An 18,092-nucleotide genomic window follows, 5' to 3' on the forward strand; every position below is an offset into this window, starting at 1 on the left:
CGACCGCTGGTCGGGATTCGATCAGTGCCGACCAACGGTCGGCACCCACCCACAGCGGGATCTGACCCCTTGCCATCGTGCTGCACGCCTCCTTCCAAAATGTGAAGGCCGCGCGGTGACGAGCACACCGCCCCTTCGGCTAACATTCGTCCATGCCGCATACCACCACGACTCCGCCCGCATTGCAGGATGGCGACCTGCTGGCCGCCATCGACCTTGGCTCCAACAGTTTCCACATGGTCATCGCGCGCTACACGCTCGGTCAGCTGCGGGTGATCGACCGCCTGCGCGAGACGGTGCGCATGGCCGATGGCCTGGATGGCAAGGGTGGTCTCTCTTCCGCTGCACGCCAACGTGCCCTGGAATGCCTGGCCCGCTTCGGCCAGCGCATCCGCAATGTGCCGCCGCACCGGGTGCGTGCGCTGGCCACCAACACCGTGCGCCAGCTGCGCTCGCCGCAGTCGTTCCTGGTTCCCGCCGAAACCGCGCTCGGGCATGCCATCGAAGTGGTCAGCGGTCGCGAAGAAGCGCGCCTGATCTACCTGGGCGTGGCCCATGCGCAACCACCCAAGCCCGGCCAGCGCCGGCTGGTGATCGATATCGGCGGCGGCTCCACGGAATTCATCATCGGCATGGGCATGCAGACCCTGGAGCGCGAAAGCCTGCAGGCCGGCTGCATCGCCAGCACACGGCGTTTCTTCCCTGGCGGCAAGCTGAGCAAGAAGCGCTGGAAGGATGCGCTGGCCGAGATCGGCCGTGAGTTCCAGCCCTTCGCCAGCAAGTACCGTGCGCTGGGCTGGCAGGAAGCCCTGGGTTCTTCAGGCACGCACAAGGCGATCAGCGAGATCTGCGCGACGATGAAGCTGAGCAAGGGCGCGATCACCGCCGAGGCCCTGCCGCAGCTGCGCGATGAACTGCTGAAGGCGAAGAAGATCGACGACATCCAGCTGCCCGGGTTGTCCAGCGACCGCCGCCCGATCATCGCCGGCGGGATCCTGGTACTGGAAGCCGCGTTCCAGGCGCTGGGCCTGCAGAAACTGCTGGTGAGCAAGGCCGCGATGCGCGAAGGCATCCTGTATGACATCGTCGGCCGCGCCGGCGAGAACGACCTGCGTGATGAATCGGTGGCCGCACTCAGCCAGCGCTACGGCATCGATACCGTGCAGGCCGAGCGGGTGCAGGAGACCGCGCTGTCGCTGCTGGAACAGGTGCAGGATCGCTGGAGGCTCGATGCCGACGATGCGCGCATGCTCGGCTGGGCCGCGCGCCTGCACGAGCTGGGCCTGATGATCGCGCACAGCGGCTACCACGTGCACGGCAGCTATGTGCTGGAGCACTCGGATATCGCCGGCTTCTCGCGCCAGGAGCAGCAGATGCTGGCCGCGCTGGTGCGCAGCCACCGCCGCAGCGTAACCAAGACCGCCTTCGACGCCCTGCCCGAGCGCCTGCTGCTGACCGCACGCCGGCTGGCCGCCCTGCTGCGCCTGGCGGTGCTGCTCAACCGTGCCCATGAGGACGATCCGCTGCCGGCACTGGAACTGACCGCCGACGACAACCGCCTGTCGCTGATCGTGCCGCAGGCCTTCATCGATGCCCGGCCGCTGCTGCGCGCGGACCTGATCGGCGAGACCGATGGCATCGCCGGACTGGGCATCCAGTTCCGGCCGTTCGTGGCCTGAGCGCCGCGCCCCCACGAGGGGAGTACGTCACACACCGTTACAGTTCGCGCACGTGCCCCGCATAGATCTGCTGCGATGCAGCAGATCATGTCGAGCAAGCGCATTCAGCGTGACCGCTAAGCGACTGCTTTTGTTGAGCTTTCGTGAAATCTGATGAAGAAAGCTGGTACAAACCGACATATCCTCTTTACATAGACTTAACCAACGAGACTACTATCGGGTCATCGGTCCGCTTGTCGGCGGCCGATTTCTTCGACGCCCCTTTTGGCGTCCCTGCACGACCTTAGAGAGAGAGAGCTCGTCATGACTTCACGTACTACCCCCCTGGGGCAGGCCATCCGCTACGCCCTGGCAACCACTGCGACGCTGGCCGCGCTGCCTGCGTTCGCCCAGAGTGGCAGCACTGCCGCGCCGACCACCCTGGATCGCATCGAGATCACTGGCTCGCGCATCCGCCAGGTGGACGTGGAGACCGCACAGCCGGTCCTGGCACTGAGCCGGCTGGACATCGAGCGCCAGGGCTTCAGCTCGGTGGCCGACATCCTGCAGAACGTCACCGCGATGGGCAGCCCGGCGATCAGCCGCGCAAACGCGCTGAGCGCTGGCGAGAACACCGGCGGCACCTACATCGACATGCGCAACCTGGGCGCGCAGCGCACCCTGGTGCTGGTCAATGGCAAGCGTCTGGGCATCAGCACCTCCGGCTACCAGGACGTGTCCTCGCTGCCGGTGTCTGCGGTGGAGCGCATTGAAGTGCTGAAGGACGGCGCCTCGGCCATCTACGGTTCCGACGCGATGGCGGGCGTGATCAACATCATCACCCGCTCCAACGTCAACGGCGTGACCGCCAATGTCTACCACGGCCAGTACAGCGAAGGCGACGGTGCCCGTGACCGCTTCGATGTGGTCGGCGGCTGGAGCAACGATCGCGTGTCGCTGACCCTGGCACTGGAGCACTCCGAAGAAAAGAGCGTCTGGGCAAAGGACCGCTGGTTCAGCAAGTACGGCGTGAGCGACCGCCACCCGAACGACGCCTCCAACTGGACCACGCTGAGCCAGTGGGGCCAGGTTACCGGCCTGAAGGGCGGCCCGGGCTGCACCAACGCCACCCAGGGGTGTGGCTACTCGCTCAACCGCGGCGCTGACCCGACCAACCCGGCCAACTACCACCTGACCGACGCAACCCCGTTCACCGGCGACGTCAGCAACGCCAACGAACAGATGCACGTCATGTATCCGCTCAAGCGTGATTCGGTGTACTTCGACGGTCGCTTCAAGATCACCGACCAGGTCAACCTGCGCACCGAATTCGGCTACAACAAGCGTTCGGCCGAGCGCCAGATTGCAGGCTACCCGCTGCAGTCCAGCTCGGTGTCCATCTCCGGTGACCCGACCGCCACCGGCCTGATGTCCAAGGACAGCTACTTCAACCCGTTCGGCACCCAGCACGGCTATGCCAGGCCAACCGACGTGGCCTGGAACCGCCGCACCTGGGAAATCCCGCGCGTGAGCACCAGCGAACTGAAGACCTACCGTGCGGTAGTGTCGCTGGATGGCAGCTTCGAGATCGGCCAGCGCTACTTCGACTGGGACGTGGGCTACCAGTACAACCGCAACGAGCTGACCGCCACCGCCACCGGCAACCTGCACAAGAAGCGCGTGCGCGACGCCGTGGGCCCGTCGTTCCTGGATCCGGCCACCGGCAAGGTGATGTGTGGCCGTCCGGGCGCGGTGATCAGCGGCTGCACGCCGTGGAACCCGCTGGTGCCCTACGGCAGAAACGATCCGAACGGACTGACCGGCAATGAAGAGCTGATGGCCTGGCTGTTCCCGGCGGAGCACACCACCGGCCGGACCACCACCAAGAACGCGTTCGCCAATCTGTCCGGCAGCATCCTGACCCTGCCGGCCGGCGACCTGGGCTTCGCCTTCGGTGTGGAAAGCCGAAAGGAAGATGGCCGCTACACCCCCGATGCCCTGGCCCAGACCGGTGCCACCACCAACCTGGCCGCTGGCCCGACCGGTGGCAGCTACAACGTGAAGGAAGCCTACCTGGAACTCAACGTGCCGGTGCTGGCCGACCTGCCCGGCGCACGCGAGCTGAGCTTCAATGCCGCTACCCGCTATTCCAAGTACAACACCTTCGGCAACACGCTCAACAGCAAGTTCGGCTTCAAGTGGAAGCCGATCGACCAGCTGCTGGTCCGTGGTACCTGGGCCGAGGGCTTCCGCGCACCGACCATCAACGATCTGTACGGTGGTGGTTCGGAAACCTTCGCGCAGTTCAGCGACCCGTGCGACACCGTGTTCGGCTCGGCCAAAGGCAGTGCCGAAGTCCGCGCACGGTGCGCACGTGACATCGCCGATGCAGCCAACTTCCGCCAGCTGAAGCAGGGCAACACGCCGGTAACCACGGCGCAGGATGCCACCCCGACGCCGTTCGTGTCCGGCTCCAACCCGCTACTGGTTCCGGAGACCTCGACCAGCAAAACGCTGGGCCTGGTGTGGAGCCCGACCTTCCTCAGCAACTTCAACGTGGCGCTGGACTGGTGGAAGATCCGCATCGACAACACCATCGTCGGTGACAGCCCGAACCAGATCCTGAAGGACTGCTATGAGCAGGGCATCGAATCGCGCTGCAGCCGCTTCACCCGCGACCCGTCCAACGGCATCGTCACCGGCCTGAAGTTCGGCAACCGCAACGCCGGCTTCGCCGAGACCGAAGGTTACGACCTGGATGTCAGCTACCGCGTCGACACCGGCTACGGCAAGCTGAGCGCAGGCTGGACCAGCACCTATGTGAGCAAGAACGTCTACCGCTCCACCAATGATGTCCGTGATGCGATCACGCCGATCAACGGCGTGGCCAACACCATCGGCACCGCCACCAGCCTTGCGTTCCGCGTGCGCTCGAACCTGGTGCTGGGCTGGGATGTGGGTGACTTCGGCGTCAGCTGGACGGCACGCTACTACTCCGGTGTGAAGGAGCGCTGCCTCAACGCCTCGCGGTATGCGGACGAATGCTCCGATCCGACCTTCCTGGCTCCGTGGCTGAAGTCGCCGACCGCTTACAACGAGCGCGGCGCGGTGACCTTCCACGACGTGCAGTTCCGCTACAACCTGCCGTGGGATGCAACCGTGTCGGTGGGCGCGAACAATGTGTTCGGCAAGGAAGCGCCGGTGATGTACAGCAAGCCGAACTCGTCGTTCTCCTACTACGGTGGCTACGACATCGGTCGTTTCATGTACATGAAGTACCAGCAGCGCTTCTGATCCACCCGCGTTGCTGACGCTTGTCGACCACGGCCCTTCGGGGCCGTGGTTCTTTCTGATTCTGCGCAGACTGTCGCTTTCCACATTGCCCGTGCTGCGTTCCATCAGGGACCCGGTCCGCTGCCTCGCCTCCGCCGTAACGCCGCAGGCCGGAGCAATCGATTGATCTGCTTCCGCTTTGTGCAGAAACGTCACACCTGTCTGCACGACTTTCGTCGCTTGCCCATACGTCTCCACGCCCGTCTTCACTAGGTTCGAACGTCCACCACCGCGGTGGCATTGACGCAGCCCCGCTTGGCTGTGTTCCGAAGACTTCGAAGACCGAGAGAGAGACCCATGACCATCCGTATTCCCGAACTGGGGTTGGCGATCCGTCGTGCACTGACGATGACGGCCACCACCGCACTGGCCGCCCCCGCATTCGCCCAGCATGCACCGGAAGCCACCACGCTGGACCGTATCGAGATCACCGGTTCGCGCATCCGCCAGGTCGACCTGGAAACCGCACAGCCGGTGCTGACCATCAGCCGCGCCGACATCGAGCGGCAGGGCTTCAATTCCGTCGCGGACATCCTGCAGAACCTGACCGCGACCGGCAGCCCCGCGCTCAGCCGCGCCAGCCCGCTCAGCAGTGGCGAAGCCTCCGGCGGCAGCTACGTGGACATGCGCGGGCTGGGGGCGCAGCGCACGCTGGTGCTGGTCAACGGCAAGCGCCTGGGCATGACCACTTCGGGTTACCAGGACATTTCCAGCATTCCCGCCGCTGCCGTGGAGCGCATGGAAGTGCTGAAGGACGGCGCTTCGGCCATCTACGGTTCCGACGCGATGGCCGGCGTGGTCAACATCATCACCCGGCGCAACGTCCAGGGCGTGGCGGCCAACGTCTACCACGGGCAGTTCAGCGAAGGTGACGGTGCGCGCACCCAGTACGACGTGGTTGCCGGCTGGTCGAACGACCGCGCCTCGATCAGCGTCGCCGCCGAGCATGTCGAAGAGAAGGGCGTATGGGCCAAGGACCGCGGCTTCAGCGCCTACAGCTACACCGATCGTCATCCGGACGATGGCTGGACCACGGTCGGCCAGTGGGGGCGCATCGTCGGCTTCAAGGGCCCGGGCTGCAGCAGCAGCCGTGGCTGCAGCTATTCCCTCGACCGCGGCAGCCAGCCGGGCGGGCCGGACAGTTTCCACCTCAGTGACAACACACCGTTCACCGGTGATGTCAGCAACAGCAACGAGCAGATGCACGTGCAGACACCGATCAAGCGCGATTCGCTCTTTGTCGACGCACGCATGGATATGAACGACCAGGTCCGCTTCAATACGCAGCTGGCCTACAACCGGCGTACCACCACGCGCCAGGTCGCCGGCTATCCGTTCCAGTCCGCTGCGGCCGGCATCACGCCGATGTCCGCCGACAGCTGGTTCAACCCGTTCGGCAGCCACCACGGCTATGAACACCCAAGCGACGTGCACTGGAACCGCCGCACCTGGGAGATTCCGCGGGTCAGCATCAGCGAACTGACCACCTGGCAGGGTGTGGCCGCGTTTGAAGGCAGCTTCCAGTTCGTCGGTCGCGAGTTCGATTGGGAAGCCGGCTACCAGTACAACCGCAGCGAACTGGAGCAGCGTGCCACCGGCAACCTGCACAAGCAGCGCGTCGCCGATTCCACCGGCCCTTCGTTCTACAACCCGGCCACCGGCAAGGTGGAATGCGGTACACCGGAGGCACCGATTGCCGGCTGCAAGCCCTGGAATCCGCTGGTGCCGTATGGCCAGGATGACCCTTACGGCCTGACCGGCAACGGCGAACTGCAGGACTGGCTGTTCCCCGAGGAAATCACCCGTGGCAGAAACACCACCCGCAACCTGTTCGCCAGCCTCAGTGGAGGCCTTGCCACGCTGCCTGCGGGGGAACTGGGCTTCGCCCTGGGCGTGGAGAGCCGCCGCGAGGAGGGGCGCTTCATTCCCGACGCGCTGGCCCAGACCGGTGCCACCACCAACCTGGCGGCGGGCCCCACTGGAGGGGGTTACCGCGTCGACGAGGCCTACCTGGAGCTGAGCGTGCCGTTGCTGCACGACCTCCCCGGTGCACGCCAGCTGACCCTCGACGCGGCAACGCGCTACTCGGACTACACCACCTTCGGCGGAACCCTCAACAGCAAGTTCGGCGTGTCGTGGAAGCCGATCGACCAGCTGCTGGTCCGTGGCACCTGGGCGCAGGGCTTCCGTGCACCGACCATCGCGAATCTGTACGGTGGGGGTTCGCAGACCTTCACCACCGGCTTCCGTGACCCCTGCGATACGGTGTATGGCGCGGCCGCCAGCAGCCCGGAGGTGCGTGCACGCTGCGCCGCCGACATCGCCAATGCAGACAGCTACCGCCAGCTCGGCCAGGGCAATGAGCCGATCACCGGCAGCAGCGGGCAGACACCGCTGCCCTTCACCAACGGTTCCAATCCCGACCTGAAGCCGGAAACCTCTACCAGCCGCACCCTGGGCCTGGTGTGGAGCCCGACGTTTGCCGAAGGGCTGAACATCGCGCTGGACTGGTGGAAGATCCGCATCGACAACACCATTGTCGCCGACCACCCCAACGACATCCTCCGCGACTGCTACGAACTGGGCATCGCCGAGCGCTGCGGCAGCTTTACCCGCGACCCGGAGCTGGGCATCGTCAACACGCTCAGCTATGGCAGCCGCAACAGCGGTTTCCGCCAGGCCGAAGGCTATGACCTGGAGATCGGCCACAAGATCGAAACCTCCTGGGGCACGTTGAGCGCCGACTGGAAGACCACCTATGTGGTCGCTGCGGAGCAACGGACCACCAACGAGGCGGATGTACCGCCGATTCCCAGCAATGGCATCGCCACCGACGGTGGCATCGGCTTCCGCGTGCGCTCCAACGCATCGCTGGGCTGGGAACGCGGCAACCTCGGCCTGACTTGGGGCCTGCGCTACTTCTCTGCGGTCAAGGAGCGCTGCCTGGGCGTTGATGAGTATCCGAACGAGTGTTCGCACCCCGACCAGCGCGCACCATGGTTCAGCGGCAGCCGTGACTACAACCGTCGCGGATCGGTCACCTTCCACGACGTGCAGGCACGCTACAACCTGCCATGGGATGCGACCGTCTCGATCGGTGCCAACAATGTGTTCGGCCGCCAGGGTCCGGTCATGTACAGCCAGCCGAGCGCCAATTTCTCCTACTACGGTGGCTTCGACATTGGTCGTTTCATCTACATGAAATACCAGCAGCGCTTCTGATCCACCGCGCTTGCTGCAGCACCGCCACGGCCCTTCGGGGCCGTGGCTCCACGGCAACCGGACGGCCGTCATCCCGTGGTCGCAAAGCGGTCATATCAGCTACATCGCCAGGCCCGAGCATGCCGGAAACCCGGAGGCCCGCCATGCGCTATGCCATCGTCACCGAGACCTACCCGCCGGAAGTGAACGGCGTTGCCCTCACCGTGCAGGGCCTGGAGCAGGGACTGCGCAATTCCGGCCATGAAATCGACCTGATCCGGCCACGCCAGGCCAGCGAAGCACCGGACTCGGCGCCAGGTGCGCTGCTGGTTCCGGGCGCCGCACTGCCGCGCTACCCCGGCCTGCGCTTCGGCCTGCCTGCGCCGATCCGGCTCAACCGCCACTGGCAGCAGCGGCGTCCCGATGCGGTCTACATTGCCACCGAGGGCCCGCTGGGCTGGTCGGCGCTGCGCACCGCGCGCCGCCTTGGCATTCCGGTCGCCAGTGGTTTCCACACCCGCTTCGACGAGTACCTGCCCGACTACGGCGTGGCCTGGCTGCAGGCCGCGGCGATGCGCTGGATGCGCCGGTTCCACAATCAGGCCGATGCAACCCTGGTGCCCACCCGCGAACTGCAGCAGTTCCTTGTTGAACAGGGCTTCGACCGCGTGTGCCTGCTGGCGCGCGCGGTCGACAGCCAGCAGTTCGATCCCGGCCGGCGCGACCCGGCGCTGCGCGAGGAATGGGGCGTGGACGGCAATGGCCTGGTCGCGATCTACGTCGGCCGCATCGCCGCGGAAAAGAACCTTGGCCTGGCGGTGAGAGCCTTCCGACGCCTGCAGCAGATCCGGCCCAAAGCCCGCTTCGTATGGGTGGGCGATGGCCCAGCCCGCGAAAAACTGGCACATGAAAACCCGGATTTCATCTTCTGCGGCATCCAGCGCGGCGATGCGCTGGCCCGGCATTTCGCCAGCGGTGACCTGTTCCTGTTCCCCAGCCGCAGCGAGACCTTTGGCAACGTGACCCTGGAAAGCATGGCCAGCGGCCTGGCCACCGTCGCTTTCGACTATGGCGCGGCTCGCGAATACCTGCGTGACGGCGAGAACGGCGCGGCCGTGGAAAACGATGAGCAGTTCATCGAGGCAGCCGTGCAGCTGGCCGCCGATGATGCACGGCGCCGCGAGTTGGGCAGCAGCGCCGCGCGTGCGATGAAGCGCCTGCATCCACAACAGGTGGTTGCCGAATTCGATGCGCTGCTGGCCGAGCTGGCCCAGTCGCGGAGGAGCGGCCATGCGCACTACGCCGCTTGAGCTGCTGGCCGGCCGCGAAGCACGGCTGTGCCGCCGGGCCAACCACTACTGCCGGCGTCGCCGTGTGCGCCGGCTGTTCTCGGTCATCAGCCGGCTCGGCGATGGCGTGTTCTGGTACGTGCTGATGGGCGCACTGGTGCTGCTGGACGGCTTCGACGGACTGCGTGCATCGGTGCACATGGCCGCCACCGGGCTGGCCGCACTGCTGCTCTACAAGGGCCTCAAGCGCTGGACCCGACGCCCTCGCCCGTATGCGGCCGATCTGCGCATCCGCGCCTGGGTGGCGCCGCTGGACGAGTTCAGCTTCCCTTCCGGGCACACCCTGCACGCGGTGTCGTTCACCATCGTCGCGCTGGCCTACTACCCGTGGCTGGCACCGCTGCTGGTTCCCTTCACCTTCGGCGTCGCGCTGTCGCGGGTGGTACTGGGCCTGCACTACCCGTCCGATGTACTGGCCGCCACCGGCATCGCCATCCTGTTGGCCTCGGCCAGCCTGGCCTGGCTGCCGCTGCCGGTGTGATGGCCGCTGCACCGGCCGCGCGTGGCCCGGCGCTACCGTCATCGTTGATGGCCTAGAATGCAGGCATGACCACGCTGTTCATTTCCGACCTGCATCTGGACCCCAGCCGTCCGGAGATCACCGACCTGTTCCTGCGCTTCCTGCGCGACCAGGCGCCCGGCGCCGATGCGCTGTACATCCTGGGCGACCTGTTCGAGGCCTGGATCGGCGACGACACGCCCTCACCCGCCGCCGATGCGGTGGCCGACGCACTGAAGGCACTCTTCGACAGCGGCGTGCCGGTGTACTTCATCCGCGGCAACCGCGATTTCCTGCTCGGCGAGGACTATGCCCGCCGCGCCGGCCTGCGCATCCTGCCCGACCCCTGCGTGATCGAACTGTACGGCCGCCCGGTGCTGCTGCAGCACGGCGACCTGTTGTGCACCGACGACATTCCCTACCAGCAGTTCCGCGCGCAGACGCGCGACCCGGCATTCCAGGCGCAGTTCCTGTCGCAGCCGCTGGCCGCGCGCATCGCCTTCGCGCAGAAGGCGCGTGATGCCAGCCAGGCACGCCAGGCGGAAATGAAGCAGGGTGACCGCGCACAGTTCGAGACCGTCACCGACGTGGCCCCGGCCGAAGTCGATGCCACCTTCGTGCGCCACGGCGTGGATACGATGATCCATGGCCACACCCATCGCCCGGCGGTGCACACGCTGCAGGCCGGTGGACGCACCTGCACCCGCATCGTACTGGGCGACTGGTACGAACAGGGGTCGGTGCTGCGCGTGGATGCCGGCGGCTGGTCGCTGGATACGCTCGCGCGCGAATGATGGATCGCAGGGTGCCAACCAGGGTTGGCATCTACCCGGGCAGGTGCACGCACCCGGGCAGACACCGCCCCTGGCCGGCGCCTGGCCTCAGCGGAAGCCCGCGATGGTGGCCTTGGTATTGACCAGCACGCGCTGGTTGTCGGCGGTACTGGCGTTGCCCATCGGGATGCCGTTGTAGCTGATGTTCGGGTTGGACCAGTAGTTCAGGCGCGGGCAGCTGCGGGTGCAGTTGTAGGCCATGATCGTGCGCCAGCCGGTGCTGCTGGACGGCTCATAGCGATAACCATGGCCATAGGCGTACGGCGAGGTGCTCGGGTCGGTGGCGATATCATGCCGTGCACTCTGCAGGTGGCCGATCTCGTGCGCGAACGAGTAATAGCCTGTCGCGCAATCCCAGTACACCGCCGCGAAGGCGGTGGAAGCCGTCGAGCCTATGCCCGAGGCCAGGCCACAGTACGCACTGTTGTTGATCAGCAGCACGCCCACGTCCGCCGTGTAGGTGTTCCGGCTGGTGTGGATGCTGTCCATGTAGCCGTCGCTGGTGCCACGGAAGCGGGCCAGATCAGTATCGAAGCTGCCCGATTCGGTGTAGTTGGTGGTCTCGTAGCGGGCCAGCTGCATGGTGATGCCCACGTTGCTGTTGACATACCCCTGGTTGGACTCGGCCACGGCCAGCTGCACCAGCGACTGCATGTTGCCGCCATAGGCCGCCACGGCCGCATTGGTCGCCACCACCAGCACGCGGATGGTGGCCGGGGTGCCGGACGACGCCTGTGCGGTACCGATGCGATCGTTGGCGCCCATCGGGATTTTCGGCAGCTGGTTGTAGTCGGCCGGATGGTCGGCCGGCATCCGCGATTCGTCCACTTCCACCAGCACGTGGCGGTTGCCCAGCGGGCGCAGGCGATAGAGCTTGCCGTCCTTGCGGATCGACCCAGTGATGGTGTCGCCCGAGCGCACCAGGATCAGCGAATTGCCCGGATCGTCCTGGCCATTGGACGTGGCAGCGGTCAGCTTGTCCGAAGGGGAGCGGAACTGGCCGTACCAGATGCTGCCGCCATCGGGCAGCGCCTCCACCTTGCTGCGCACCGCCTGCACGCGCCGGCCGAGCAGTTCGAACTCGAGCTGCGGCTGCGCGGTGGCAGCTGCATCGACACGCACTTCCTGTACCGTCGCGGTGGACGGGGTGGCCAGCAGCTTGCCCAGCGCGGGCTCACTGTTTGCCGATGCACGGCTGATGACCGTCACTGGCTCGAACAACGGTGCCGCCTGCGCGGCCGCTGCCACCGACAAACCCAACACCAGGCCACCTGCCGCTTTGCCAATCGATCTGGACAACATTGCGTCGCTCCTTGAATGATGTGAACAGCGTTGATGCAGCACGCCCGGGTTTGCCGGGTTTGGCCATATGGCCTGCGTGGGCCGTGTGAATTCAATAGAAGACGGAGATGAAAATCAGGAACTGTGATCCACCGCATCTACGTTAATTAAGGTCAAAAGCGTCACTACACTTCGCCAATACACCGCTTTCGCGCTACCGTGACGTAGCCACGACGGGACATGCACATGGCTCCATCGCAGGACACGGACGAAGATGTCGGCTTGCTGCGGATAGGCCTGTTCTTCGATGGCACCCGCAACAACGCACACAACCTGGCACGCGGTCGCCCCCGGGTTCCGCAGCCACGTCCGGCGCAGCTGCGTGCGGATGACGATTCGACCTACCAGAGCCGGCTGACCAGCAGCTACGACAACGGCCTGACCAACATCGCACGCCTGCAGCAGCTGTATCCGGACAGCCGCCGCGATGCGATGGCCACACCTTCGCTGTCGATCTACGTGGAAGGCGTGGGCACCCGCGACGATGCCGACGACGACCTGATCGGACTGGCGTTCGGCATCGGCGCCAGTGGTGTGCGCGCGAAAGTGCAGCGCGCGCTGCAGGTGCTGCTTCCGGCCGCACTGTCGGGACTATCCGCACGCTGGCAGCGACCGCTGCATGGCGTGCAGCTGGACCTGTTCGGTTATTCACGCGGCGCTGCTGCCGCACGTGACATCGCCAACCAACTTCAGGGCTGGGACGGCGTGCGCTGGCGCCAGCTGCTACAGGCCGCCGGCCTGTCCTGCACTGCGAACTTCGCCCCGTCCACGCCGGTGCTGCGCTTCATCGGGCTGTTCGACACCGTTGTCGCGGTCAATGGCGGCCGCGCCGAGGAACAGCCGCAACTGGCGCTGCGCAGTGGCATCGCACGCCACGTCGTGCAGCTCACCGCGCGTGATGAACATCGCCAGCACTATGCACTGACCAGCGTGGCGCCGCCGTTCACCGAGATTGCCCTGCCCGGCGTGCACGCCAACATCGGTGGCGGCTACAACCAGCTCGACGAAGGACCCAAGCTGCTCAGTCGCCCGCGCCGGCAGTTGCTGCGCCGCCCCGCGGTTGCCGACTACCAGATTCCTCCACTGGCGATGCTGCAGGCCACCACGGCCTATGCTGAAACACAGGCCGATGCCGAACGCTGGCGACAGCAGCTGGGCGTGGACGAGAAGGAAATCTGGGTGGATGTCTGGCACCAGTGGCAGCAGCAGCGACGCGCCGGCAGCCGCAGCGTGCTGTTGTCACCGGTGCTGTATGTGACCGCCGCTGTGGTACTGCGCCGGCCCATCGACTGGCGTTACCAGCTGATCGCACTGCAGGTGATGCAGCAGCAGGCCATCGATGCCGGCGTGCAATGGACTGCAAATGCCGCCGAGGTTCCCGGCTGGGAACTGCCGTCCGCCCTGCGGCCTATCGCACGGCGCCTGGTGGCCGGACAGCCACTGACGGCGACACAGGAGGCGCTGCTGCGTCGGCGTTACCTGATGCAGTCGGCGCACTGGAACTTCGATGCACTGGGCGACACCGCACTGACCTACGCCGCCGATGCCGGCGTCAGCGAACTGCCGTATCGACCAGGCCCTGGCTTGTTCTATATCAACCGGCCAACCGTGGATGGCAAGCGCGTGGTGTTGCCGAACGCATAAGAAAAGGGGACCTCCCCTGTTCTCAGCCGGCCTGCTCGACAAGGTTGGCCAGCTCATCCGCATCGAACCCGGCCAGCAGGCGCGCTTCCATGTTGAACGGCCCGTGCAGGTAGCCGCCGGCATACTCCACAAGCAGTTCCTTGAAACGTGCGCGCGGCTCGACACCGGCGCGGTCGCAGTACCAGCGGTACCAGCGCGAACCGGCGGCAACATGCGCCACTTCCTCACGCAGGATCACCTCCAGCACATCGGCGGTTTCGCCATCACCGACATTGCGCAGTTTCTCGATCATGCCGGGCGTCACGTCCAGGCCGCGCGCTTCCAGCACGCGCGGCACCAGCGCCATGCGTGCCAGGCCATCGTGCGCGGTCTTTTCGCACATTTCCCACAGGCCGTTGTGCGCGGGGAAGTCGGCGTAGTCGTGGCCATGCACCTGCAGGCGCTCGCGCAGCAGCATGAAATGCCGCGATTCGTCGTCGGCACAGCTGACCCAGTCGGCATGAAACGCCGACGGCAGGCCACGGAAGCGGTACACCGCGTCCCAGGCCAGGTCGATCGCGTTGAGTTCGATATGGGCGATGGCGTGGATGAAGGCAGCCCGACCTTCCACGCCACCCAGTCCGCGCCGCGGAACTTCGCGCGGATGCACCAGCATCAGCTGCGCTGGCCGGCCCGGCATGCGGATCGGTTCCGGCGGTGGCGCATCGGCCGCCACCTTCAGGCGACCGGCACGGAACGCGGCCGCATACGCCTGGGTCAGCGCAACCTTGCGCAGCGGGTCGGCTTCGGCCAGGCACTGCTGCGCTGCGCGCAGCAGGTCGCCACCAACGTCGGGTACATCGACCACGCCTGGTCCTCAGGCGCGGCGCTTGTGCTTGGCGTCGTCCGACCGCAGCTGCTGGATGCGCTCGAAGTAGCCCGGTTCAATGCCGGTCGGGTAGTGGCCGTTGAAGCAGGACGAATCGAAGCTGCGCAGCGCCGGGTTGCCTTCGCTCACTGCCGCTTCCATGTCTTCCAGGTCCTGGTAGATCAGCCAGTCGCAGCCCAGGTGGGCTTCGATCTCTTCCACGGTGCGGTTGTGCGCGACCAGTTCCTCGGCCGCCGGCATGTCGATGCCGTAGATGTTCGGGTAGCGCACCGGCGGCGCGGCGCTGGCCAGGTAGACCTTGCGCGCGCCCGCGTCACGGGCCATCTGCACGATCTGCTGGCTGGTGGTGCCACGCACGATCGAATCGTCCACCAGCAGCACCACGCGGTTGCGGAACTCAAGGTGGATCGGGTTGAGCTTGCGACGCACCGACTTCACGCGTTCGCCCTGCCCCGGCATGATGAAGGTACGGCCGATGTAGCGGTTCTTGATGAAGCCTTCGCGGTACTTCACCCCAAGTACGTTGGAGATTTCCAGCGCCGCGTCGCGCGAGGTGTCCGGGATCGGGATGATGGTGTCGATGTCATGGTCCGGGCGCAGGCGCAGGATCTTCTCGCCCAGCTTGATGCCCATGCGCATGCGCGCCTTGTGCACCGAGACGTTGTCGATCATCGAGTCCGGGCGCGCGAAGTACACGTATTCGAAGATGCACGGGGTGTGCTCGGCCGGCTCGGCGCAGATCTCCGAGAACAGCTCGCCACGCGCGGTGATCACCAGCGCTTCGCCCGGCTGCACATCGCGCACGCGCTGGAAGCCCAGCACGTCCAGCGCGGCCGACTCGGACGCCACGATGTACTCGTCGCCCTCGGCATGGCTGCGCTTGCCCAGCACCAGCGGACGGATGCCATGCGGGTCGCGGAAGGCGACCAGGCCCAGGCCCAGCACCACGCTGACCACCGCATAGCCGCCCTTGCAACGGCGGTGCACGCCGGCCACCGCGCGGATGGCCGCTTCCGGGCTGAGCTGGCGCTGCTGTTCCAGTTCGTAGGCGAACACGTTCAGCAGCACTTCGCTGTCCGAATCGGTGTTGACGTTGCGGCGGTCCTGTTCGAACACCTGCTGGCGCAGCACCTCGGTGTTGATCAGGTTGCCGTTGTGGGCCAGCGCGATGCCGTACGGCGAATTGACGTAGAACGGCTGCGCCTCGTCCATGCCTTCCGAACCGGCGGTCGGGTAGCGCACGTGGGCAATGCCCACGCTGCCTTCCAGGGTGGACATGGTGCGGGCATCGAACACATCGCGGACCAGGCCGGTGGCCTTCTGCACGCGCAGGCGGCTGCCGCTGGCGGTGGCGATGCCCGCCGCATCCTGGCCACGGTGCTGGAGGACGGTCAAGCCGTCATACAACTGCCCGGCGACGTTCTGGTTGCCGACGATTCCGACGATGCCACACATGATGCGAGGTCTCCGCTGGGCTGTGCCCAGTTACAAGGAAGGTGGCCGTACCTGGCCGCGGTGGTCGCCGCGCACGCGGTCGACGTTGGCCGGATCGCCCGGCTCGATACTGTCCGGCAGTGCAGGAGCATCCGGGCGCACTTCCGCCGGATCGTAGGAATCGCCCTGTTCCGCTTTCGCAGGCCGCAGCCATCCGCTGCCTGCCACTACCTGGTTGAGGATGCCATTATCGCCTGCCGCGCCCGGCTTTCCCAACCCGGCGCCTGCGTTCTTGCCCAACTCCATCAATGCAGATGGGGACAGCGCGTCGGTCGGCAAGGCCTTGGGCAGCAGATCGGCCCCGGGAACCTCCCAGTGCGGCAGCTTGCTGTTCATCCAGGCAACGGTGGGATTCAGCAGTGGGCGCACCGCCGAGCGCTGCCAGGAGGGTTCGGCAGTCAACGGGGTGAAACTGCCCAGCAGCAGCAGGATCGCTGCGATCAGGCCGCCCCGCACGGCGCCCAGCACCCCGCCCAGCAGGCGGTCCAGGCTGGTCAGCATGCTGCGGTGGACCAGGGCCTTGATGACCATGCCGATCACCGCGACCACGATCATCACGCCGATGCCGACGCCCAGGTAGCCGCCGACGAAGTGTTCGCCACCGGGGGCCGCCGGGGCAGCCCACCAATGGGCGGCATCATTGCCGAAGGCGAAGGCCGCCCACGCGGCCAGCAGCCACGACAGGGTGCCAATGACGATGCCGACGAAGCCGCGCAGCATCCCCAGCAGGGTGGAGGCGGCGATCACGATCAGCAGCACCACGTCGATCATGGCGCCCCGCTCCTTCGGCGGCGCTGGCAACGCGGCTGCGCGTGGGTCATGGGTGCGGCCGGACCATGCCGGCGACGCCGACCTTGGCCGCGACCTGCGCCTTCAGCTGCTCGGCATCGCCACGGTTGGCCACCGGCCCGACGCGGACGCGATGCAGGGTGCCCTTTTCGGTGCGCACCTGCTCGACAAAAGCACTGAAGCCGGCGGCGCGGACCTTGTCGCGCAGGGCGTTGGCATCGTTGGCCTGGCCGAACGCGCCCAGCTGCACGGCAAAGCCGACGCCGCTGGCGGCCGGTGCTGCCGGCGTGGCCGGGGCCGTTGCCGGCTTGCTCGCGGTGGCCTCCGGCTTCGGCTCGGGCTTCGGGGTTTCGGGCTTCGGCGCCGGCTTCGGCGGCTCGGGCTTGGCCGCCGGAGTGGTCGTTGCAGTCGGCGTACTCGGCGGCAGGCTTTCACTGCGCACCGGGTTGCTGCTGGCCGACGGCGCGGTGGCGGCGGATGGGGTACTGGCGCTCGGCGTAGCCGGTGCCGGGGTGGCTGCCACCGGGGCGCTGCTGTCCGCTGCGGCATCCAGGGTGATCACTTCGGCCTTCACATCGGCACGGATCTTCACCGCCTGCAGGCGGGCGGCCTCGGCCTGTGCACGGTCGGCGTACGGCCCCACGCGCACACGCCATGCCTGACGGCCGTTGATGGTGGTCGCTTCTGCGAAGCCCGGCAGCTGCGAGCGCTGCAGGTAGGCAATCACGGCATCGGCGTCGGCCTTGCTGCCGTAGGCGCCGAAGGTGACGGCGTAGTTGCCGGCAGCAACCGCCGGGGAGGTGTCCACGGTCGGCGGAGTGGCCGGCGTGGCGGCGTCCTGCAGCGGCTTGGCCTGCCCGGTCTGCAGGCCGGTGGCACCACCGGCCGGAGCCACCAGCGGTAGTTCACGGGTTTCGAACTGGCCATCGGCCGGCGCGTCCGGCGCGGCGATCGGCACCGAGGCCACACCGCTGTCCGGTGCAGGTCCCTTGACCAGCATCGGCAGGAAAATCACGGCCAGTGCGACCAGCACGATGGCACCAATCAGACGCTGTTTCAGAGGCGTATCCACGTGAGGCGGCA

Annotated in this window: 12 protein-coding genes; 7 read left to right on the top strand and 5 right to left on the bottom strand. The window is 66.5% G+C overall.

Features of this window, described 5'->3' with window-relative positions; translation table 11 throughout:
• Positions 1-152 precede the first annotated feature (152 nt).
• From ppx to lpxH, 6 genes are all read left to right on the top strand, one after another.
• On the top strand, positions 153-1,679 hold the full coding sequence (ppx, locus tag ACTXG9_RS10585; RefSeq protein WP_019659539.1) for an exopolyphosphatase: 1,527 nt from the start codon (positions 153-155) through the stop codon (positions 1,677-1,679).
• Positions 1,680-1,982: 303 nt separating this feature from the next.
• Complete coding sequence (locus ACTXG9_RS10590; RefSeq protein WP_021202983.1) at positions 1,983-4,952, top strand: TonB-dependent receptor domain-containing protein; 2,970 nt, start codon at positions 1,983-1,985, stop codon at positions 4,950-4,952.
• 336 nt (positions 4,953-5,288) lie between these two features.
• On the top strand, positions 5,289-8,213 hold the full coding sequence (locus tag ACTXG9_RS10595; protein WP_111097980.1) for a TonB-dependent receptor domain-containing protein: 2,925 nt from the start codon (positions 5,289-5,291) through the stop codon (positions 8,211-8,213).
• Positions 8,214-8,356: 143 nt separating this feature from the next.
• The gene (locus tag ACTXG9_RS10600; protein WP_021202985.1) at positions 8,357-9,502 is read left to right on the top strand and encodes a glycosyltransferase family 4 protein; all 1,146 of its coding nucleotides are present in this window, start codon (positions 8,357-8,359) and stop codon (positions 9,500-9,502) included.
• A complete protein-coding gene (locus ACTXG9_RS10605; protein WP_010483928.1) occupies positions 9,483-10,022 on the top strand; it encodes a phosphatase PAP2 family protein in 540 nt (179 codons plus the stop codon). The genes ACTXG9_RS10600 and ACTXG9_RS10605 overlap by 20 nt, the downstream gene beginning before the upstream one ends.
• A 65-nt stretch (positions 10,023-10,087) precedes the next feature.
• Entirely contained in the window at positions 10,088-10,834 is a 747-nt protein-coding gene (gene lpxH / locus ACTXG9_RS10610) for a UDP-2,3-diacylglucosamine diphosphatase (RefSeq protein WP_019659544.1), read from the top strand.
• An 87-nt stretch (positions 10,835-10,921) separates the two neighbouring features.
• Here lpxH and ACTXG9_RS10615 read toward each other — a convergent pair whose 3' ends face one another.
• Complete coding sequence (locus tag ACTXG9_RS10615) at positions 10,922-12,175, bottom strand: M12 family metallo-peptidase (RefSeq protein ID WP_207049469.1); 1,254 nt, start codon at positions 12,173-12,175, stop codon at positions 10,922-10,924.
• A 225-nt stretch (positions 12,176-12,400) separates the two neighbouring features.
• Here ACTXG9_RS10615 and ACTXG9_RS10620 point away from each other — a divergent pair, with 225 nt between their 5' ends.
• Positions 12,401-13,858, top strand: a complete 1,458-nt coding sequence (locus tag ACTXG9_RS10620; RefSeq protein WP_021202989.1) for a DUF2235 domain-containing protein — start codon at positions 12,401-12,403, stop codon at positions 13,856-13,858.
• Positions 13,859-13,880: 22 nt separating this feature from the next.
• On the opposite strand, the gene ACTXG9_RS10625 is transcribed toward ACTXG9_RS10620, so the two are convergent.
• From ACTXG9_RS10625 to ACTXG9_RS10640, 4 genes are read right to left on the bottom strand one after another with little or no spacing between them, the layout of a single operon-like run.
• Positions 13,881-14,705 carry a ferritin-like domain-containing protein gene (locus ACTXG9_RS10625; RefSeq protein WP_111104135.1) on the bottom strand — a complete coding sequence of 275 codons (825 nt, stop codon included), beginning with the start codon at positions 14,703-14,705 and terminating at the stop codon, positions 13,881-13,883.
• A gap of 9 nt (positions 14,706-14,714) precedes the next feature.
• On the bottom strand, positions 14,715-16,181 hold the full coding sequence (gene purF / locus ACTXG9_RS10630) for an amidophosphoribosyltransferase (protein WP_019659548.1): 1,467 nt from the start codon (positions 16,179-16,181) through the stop codon (positions 14,715-14,717).
• 30 nt (positions 16,182-16,211) lie between these two features.
• The gene (locus ACTXG9_RS10635) at positions 16,212-16,991 is read right to left on the bottom strand and encodes a CvpA family protein (protein WP_019659549.1); all 780 of its coding nucleotides are present in this window, start codon (positions 16,989-16,991) and stop codon (positions 16,212-16,214) included.
• Between the two features lie 46 nt (positions 16,992-17,037).
• Positions 17,038-18,081, bottom strand: a complete 1,044-nt coding sequence (locus ACTXG9_RS10640) for an SPOR domain-containing protein (RefSeq protein ID WP_021202992.1) — start codon at positions 18,079-18,081, stop codon at positions 17,038-17,040.
• Positions 18,082-18,092: the final 11 nt, after the last annotated feature.

Source organism: Stenotrophomonas maltophilia group sp. LNF247 (genome assembly GCF_054083135.1).

What these genes read in the sequence shown, in the direction of transcription:
- ACTXG9_RS10605 (WP_010483928.1), top strand. Translation starts at nt 9,483, where the DNA reads ATGCGCACTACGCCGCTTGAGCTGCTGGCCGGCCGCGAAGCACGGCTG.
- ACTXG9_RS10635 (WP_019659549.1), bottom strand. Translation starts at nt 16,991, where the DNA reads ATGATCGACGTGGTGCTGCTGATCGTGATCGCCGCCTCCACCCTGCTG.
- ACTXG9_RS10590 (WP_021202983.1), top strand. Translation starts at nt 1,983, where the DNA reads ATGACTTCACGTACTACCCCCCTGGGGCAGGCCATCCGCTACGCCCTG.
- ACTXG9_RS10615 (WP_207049469.1), bottom strand. Translation starts at nt 12,175, where the DNA reads ATGTTGTCCAGATCGATTGGCAAAGCGGCAGGTGGCCTGGTGTTGGGT.
- ACTXG9_RS10595 (WP_111097980.1), top strand. Translation starts at nt 5,289, where the DNA reads ATGACCATCCGTATTCCCGAACTGGGGTTGGCGATCCGTCGTGCACTG.
- lpxH (WP_019659544.1), top strand. Translation starts at nt 10,088, where the DNA reads ATGACCACGCTGTTCATTTCCGACCTGCATCTGGACCCCAGCCGTCCG.
- ppx (WP_019659539.1), top strand. Translation starts at nt 153, where the DNA reads ATGCCGCATACCACCACGACTCCGCCCGCATTGCAGGATGGCGACCTG.
- ACTXG9_RS10600 (WP_021202985.1), top strand. Translation starts at nt 8,357, where the DNA reads ATGCGCTATGCCATCGTCACCGAGACCTACCCGCCGGAAGTGAACGGC.
- ACTXG9_RS10620 (WP_021202989.1), top strand. Translation starts at nt 12,401, where the DNA reads ATGGCTCCATCGCAGGACACGGACGAAGATGTCGGCTTGCTGCGGATA.
- purF (WP_019659548.1), bottom strand. Translation starts at nt 16,181, where the DNA reads ATGTGTGGCATCGTCGGAATCGTCGGCAACCAGAACGTCGCCGGGCAG.